Consider the following 3,805-nt stretch of genomic DNA (forward strand, 5'->3'; position numbering starts at 1 on the left):
CCCGTCCAAAAAGGACGGGCGGGACGCCCATCCCACAATAACAATTAAAATTGTAAGTTATTTAATTCGCGATCCTAAGTTGGTTATTGGTTGCACCCCAACTAATCGGACAGATTGAGATAATTAGCACTAATTTAATCAATCCCAAAAATTTAGTCGCTCTCCTCTACCTTGGCATAGTTGGTACGGGAATCGTTACCTGGTTACAGGCCAAGGCATTGAGCCGGATCGCAGCTTTTGAAGGTGGGCTAATCCAAACACTGGAACCAGTTTTCGGGTCAATTTACGCCTTCTTTGTACTCGGAGAAAATTTTAGTATGAGAGGTTACGTTGGCGCAGTTATGGTGATAGTGGGGATGATAATGGCTCTGAGCCAAAGAAAGGCTGATGCTCGATCGCGCGAGCGCGATCGAGCTGCAGGAAGCAACGTAAAGGATTCAGGTCAAAAAAATAATTAGCTTAAGGCCATTTTGGTATATCCATTGCGTGTTCCCACAGCCAGAAGTTGGCGGCATCCATAAGGGCATCTCTTTGCAGCCGCCTGGGATCTCTGAAGAAAGCCGAAGCAATTTTTCTATCTAAGATGTGGGTGGCCAGTAATCTGAGTGCTTCCTTCTCGTCACTCGACTCTGCAGAAACAATCCTATCTTCTCGTCCAGCTCCTACGCCCTGAAATTCGTTGAACATATGCTCGAAATATTGAGTGACAAGCTCACCATTTCGGGCTTGATGAACGCTAGAAATAACCACATAGGGATCTTTCCATGTATCCTCATCCTCCTCATCCTCCGGTAACAAGCTTTTTATCTTCTCATTGAGATTTTCTAATTCGGCTGCCGCTGCCTCATTCACACCTCGGATAATTTTGGGAGTAACCTGTTGGACGTAGCTGTTTAGTCTTTCACTATTGATGCGCCCTTCTCCTAAAACTTTATCGATATATTCTATCGAGTCCTTGAGCAGTAATTTCTGGTTATCGACGACATTTGGAGACCAATCTTGTTTATTCAAACTGCTGAAGGTTTCTTGTAATAGCTGAGAGCGATCTTCCAAAAAATCCCTGAGAGAATCTGTGAGTTCCTTTCCTTTATGGGGCTCTAAAGTCACATAAAGAGCTAGGGGGTGATGCTCAATAGCCTTGAGCTGGTGATAAAGAGAAGGGATAAATTCTTGTTCTTCCCTAATCCCGTTGTGGAATAGGATTAGCTTGTTCATTGTAAACAAAAGTACAGTCGGACCTTCTGGTTCTGTAAATGTAGAGGTTATTTTACGAATTTGTTCGTCATAGTCGTCGTGGAATTTTTTGTTTACTTCTGCCAAGATGCCGCTTTTTGGCTCAAAGGTAAATTGTTCTTCTTCAACGGCTAGGTGAGAGGCTGCGTCCAATTTTTGGTATACCTCTGCCGCTCTACCGCTGGCAGGATAAAGCAATGCGGCCATTGCATAACTTGGACTCTTCGCAAAGATGGCGATAACAGCGAAGAATACCAAGCATGAGGTGACCAAAAATTTGTGAATCTGGGAACGCCAAGATTGATTGGTTAACATCAACAAATTTTACATTTTACATTTTACATTTTATATGATAAGCTAATTTTGCTTTTTAAACAGCAGCCAATTTCGGATTTTTTGCTGGTTAGCTGCTGTGTTGGTCAAGGTAAGGCTTAGACCATATCAGTGTGTATAGTGCGTTAGCTTCTAACGCACTATTATATAGAATATAATTAATATTAAAACACATATAGAGCATATTCCATGCTGTTCTATCCCAGAGTTGATCTATGACGACAGAGGCAGTCCTACCAGAAGTTCTAGAAAACGTGTTTGTAGCCTACATTAAACCAGAGGATGTATTTGCTGCACTACTGCCAGCGGTGTGCGAAGTATTGCAAACAGATCGCTGTTTTCTTCAGCTGCGAAATCCACACACTAGGATGTATCAAAATCTCTGCTGGCGGCGTAGTCCTGAAATTCCAGATACGAGTACGAATGGCTGGGAGCCAGAAATCGAGTGGGAGAGAGAAGATCCAATGTTTGCAGCAGCGCTGCGTACTGATTCGTCTATCTTTGTAGAAGATGTTGAGCGAGCTAGTTTAGAGGTACTCAACATTAATTTTGAGCGGAAATACTTGGGACATCGAGCATTGATTCACGCTCACCTTTGCGAGGATGGGTTACTGTGGGCAATTCTACAACCTTGTATTTTCGGGCATCCCAGAGTATGGGACAAATTCGACCGATATGTAATTCATCAGGTTCTAGAAAAGCTGAAACCATTTGCAATCTCTTATGTGAAAAATGCTGGAGTTTAGCTTAACGGTTCGTAGACTACAAAGGAATAATCATAAGGATTGACAGCATATTTTTTACGATCGCTCCGGCTCACTTCTTGCCATCGAGATTTATCGATATCAGGAAAAAAAGTATCTCCTTCAAAGTTCGCGTGGATTTCTGTGATAATTAATCGATCGGCTAGAGCAATTGTTTGCTGGTAGATTTCACCTCCACCGAGAATATATATTCTTTGCACTTTCTTTTGTTCAGCCAGTTGGAAAGATTCTTCAATCGATTGAGCTACTCGAACAGTAGGGGATTTATAATCTTTTTGCCTGCTAATAACGATACCTTCTACGCCTTCGTGAAAAACCTCTCTTCCCTGGATTGATTCAAAAAACTTTCGGCCTGCAATCAGAAAGTTACCTTTGATTGTTCGCCGAAAAAACTCCTGGTCCGCGGGTAAATGCCAGGGCAGAGAATTATCCTTACCGATTACATTATTGGCTGCTTTTGCAGCTATGATGACTTTTTCCATGAAGGACCCTATGCTAATGCCTGTTTTTTACTTGAAAAGGTGATATAAATCACCCTAAAAGCTAATTTATAACGTCAATGTTAAGTAGCGAATCCTTGACGACGATTTGGCGAAAAACCTGCTTCGGGCAGGGCCAGAGCGTTTTTAAGGCTTCCTCGATCGATCGGGTAGAATGAATAGTTAAACAAATATATCTTGACTTGTCAATAGCTCGGGTACTGGCAAAAGGCGGCGTTGAGAGCCATTATTTTAGAAGCCAACGCTCCAGCGAATGCTAACTTAAAGCTGCTGGCGATCGACTTAGATGATTGCGACTCACAGACGATCGCCCGGAAAGGCAAGGGCGGTAAGTTACTACAGGTGTATTTGCCTTTGGGTGCGATCGCAAAAGTTAACTTAATGCCTTCAACACATTCAACAGATTGATGGCTATTGATGTTGCTGTTTGAAGGCTTTCGGCGCTGTCAACGGTCGCCTTTTGCGGGGTATTGACAAGTTCCTATAGTAATGATATTACATATTTCTGAGCCTGCTTGAGGTCAATTTCACCAGCCACCGATCCCGCCCTGGTTTCTGCGGGCTTTTGTCCCAGGTCATCTGGCAAATGCACTGTTCAATCGTAGGGCGATCGCATCTTTACTACTACTAATCATATCAAAGAGTAACCTTTAAGGAGTAAGCAATGAGTCCTATTCAGAAACATGGTTGATGGTGGAGGGCCAACAGGATCCTCATAACACTAATCCTTTGGAAGATGCGCTAATTGCTTGCCGTTATCTACACGAAGTGACTGGTTTGTAGCAAAAACAGAACCCAGCCCTGAACGAAGTAGGTCTGGGTTGTTCAATCGTAAAAATCTACAGTTTCTCAACCGGAGTTTAGCCATGAATAACGATCGAGAGCAGATCAGAGTGGTTTGTAAATTACCCAGCACTGACCTGAGTACAGGTACAGTGTGGGCTTTCAATAGCCCTGAAATGATCTTGCACATTG

5 protein-coding genes are annotated in these 3,805 nt (G+C 43.0%); 3 read left to right on the top strand and 2 right to left on the bottom strand.

All coding sequences use genetic code 11. The features are described 5' to 3' along the window. Window positions 1–86 precede the first annotated feature (86 nt). Window positions 87–458 (top strand): DMT family transporter, encoded by a 372-nt coding sequence (locus QUB61_RS38275; RefSeq protein ID WP_333136578.1) that lies wholly within the window; start codon window positions 87–89, stop codon window positions 456–458. A 1-nt stretch (window position 459) separates the two neighbouring features. On the opposite strand, the gene QUB61_RS38280 is transcribed toward QUB61_RS38275, so the two are convergent. Next, a complete protein-coding gene (locus QUB61_RS38280; protein WP_333136577.1) occupies window positions 460–1,548 on the bottom strand; it encodes a hypothetical protein in 1,089 nt (362 codons plus the stop codon). A 233-nt stretch (window positions 1,549–1,781) separates the two neighbouring features. On the opposite strand from QUB61_RS38280, the gene QUB61_RS38285 reads away from it, so the two are divergent. Further along, entirely contained in the window at window positions 1,782–2,312 is a 531-nt protein-coding gene (locus tag QUB61_RS38285) for a GAF domain-containing protein (protein WP_333136575.1), read from the top strand. On the opposite strand, the gene QUB61_RS38290 is transcribed toward QUB61_RS38285, so the two are convergent. Beyond that, window positions 2,309–2,812, bottom strand: a complete 504-nt coding sequence (locus tag QUB61_RS38290; protein WP_333136573.1) for a dihydrofolate reductase — start codon at window positions 2,810–2,812, stop codon at window positions 2,309–2,311. The two genes, QUB61_RS38285 and QUB61_RS38290, sit on opposite strands and share 4 nt — an antisense overlap. 234 nt (window positions 2,813–3,046) lie before the next feature. Here QUB61_RS38290 and QUB61_RS38295 point away from each other — a divergent pair, with 234 nt between their 5' ends. Beyond that, window positions 3,047–3,238: a hypothetical protein gene (locus QUB61_RS38295; RefSeq protein ID WP_333136571.1), complete on the top strand. Its 192-nt coding sequence runs from the start codon at window positions 3,047–3,049 to the stop codon at window positions 3,236–3,238. Window positions 3,239–3,805 lie beyond the last annotated feature (567 nt).

The sequence above is a fragment of the Microcoleus sp. C2D2 genome (genome assembly GCF_036702495.1).
Taxonomy (GTDB): domain Bacteria; phylum Cyanobacteriota; class Cyanobacteriia; order Cyanobacteriales; family Microcoleaceae; genus Microcoleus.